The organism is Bordetella petrii, from assembly GCF_020991325.1.
Lineage (GTDB): Bacteria > Pseudomonadota > Gammaproteobacteria > Burkholderiales > Burkholderiaceae_B > Bordetella_A > Bordetella_A petrii_E.
Window position 1 is genome coordinate 1 of the sequence record NZ_JAJMLX010000483.1, and the last position, 1,419, is coordinate 1,419.

General features: G+C 68.6%; 2 protein-coding genes. Both read right to left on the reverse strand.

The window, feature by feature from the left end; genetic code table 11:
* On the reverse strand, window positions 1-667 hold a 667-nt coding region (locus LPZ50_RS24800; RefSeq protein ID WP_230665486.1), incomplete at its 3' end, for an alcohol dehydrogenase catalytic domain-containing protein.
* On the reverse strand, window positions 664-1,419 hold a 756-nt coding region (locus LPZ50_RS24805; RefSeq protein WP_230665487.1), incomplete at its 5' end, for an acyl-CoA dehydrogenase family protein. The genes LPZ50_RS24800 and LPZ50_RS24805, both read right to left, overlap by 4 nt.

Genomic DNA, 1,419 nt, shown 5'->3' on the forward strand with positions numbered 1-1,419 from the left:
ATCCGGCTGGGCGTGGTACCAGAACTTCAACAATGGCAACCAGAACAACAACCACCAGAACAACGAGTTGCGCGCCCAGCTGCCGCAGGTAGTCTTGGGCGTCCGGCTTGCCCGACATGGCGCACACCTCGTAGCCGCAACGGCTGAACATGTCCACGGCGATGCTGCCCACGCCGCCGGTAGCGCCGGTGACCAGCACCGGCCCCTGCTGCGGCGCCAGGCCGTTGTGCTCCATCCAGTGCAGCGCCAGGCCGGCCGTATAGCCCGCCGCGCCCAGCACGCAGGCATCGCGTAGGCCCAGCCCCTGCGGCAAAGGCATGACCCACTCGGCCGGCACGCGCGCATACTGCGCATAGCCGCCGTCGCAATCCACGCCGATGCCGAAACCGTGCACCACCACTTCCTGGCCCACCGGCACGGCCGGGTCGTCCGACGCGGCCACCGTGCCCGCCAGGTCGATCCCGCCGATGCGCGGATAGTTGCGGATGATGCGGCCCTTGCCCGCCGCCGCCAGCGCGTCTTTGTAGTTCAGCCCGGCATATGCCACCCGTATGACCACGTTGCCGGGCGACAGGTCGCCGATGTCCAGCGTCTCGAAACGGCCCTCGGGCCGGTCGCCCGCTTGCGGGGCATGCAGGCGGAATGCCTGGAAAGAAGGGATGTTCATGCGGTCTCCTGTTTGAAGTCACCGGAAGGCTGGCGCAGGATGCGCCGCGCCAGCGTCGCGCGATGCAATTCGTTGGCGCCGTCGTAGATGCGGAAGGGGCGCAGTTCGCGCCAGATCATGGACACGGGCGTGTCGTCGGATATGCCCAGGGCACCCATCATCTGCACGGCCCGGTCGGCCACGCGGTTCACCGCTTCCGACACATGGACCTTGGCCATGGCCGACAAGTCTTTCACCGGGCGCCCCTCGTCCAGCAGCGTGGCGCATTCCGCGGTGATGAGGCGGCTGGTATGCAGGTCGATGTGCGAATCGGCCACCATGGCCTGCACCTGCTGCAGGTCGGCCAGCCGGCTGCCGAACGATGTGCGCCGTTGCACGTAGTCTTGCGCCAGTTCCAGGGCGCGGCTTGCGCGCCCGATGTAGCGCATGCAGTGCGACAGCCGCGCGGGTTCCAGCCGCAGCTGCGCATACTCGAAGGCCCGGCCGGGTTCGCCGAGCACGGCATCGTCGTCGACCCGGCAGTCCTGCAGGACGATTTCCGCGTGGCCGCCTATCTGGTACCCGGTGGCCATGCCGATGTCGCGCTGGACGCGATAGCCCGGATTGCCGGCCTCCACGAGAAACAGCGTGGCGCCCGCCTCCGCGCGCGCCAGCACCAGGGCAAAATGCGCGCCCACGCCGCCGCTGATGAACATCTTGTGGCCGTTCAGCACCCACCCGCCCGCCCGGCGTTCGGCGCGGGCCCTCAGCAT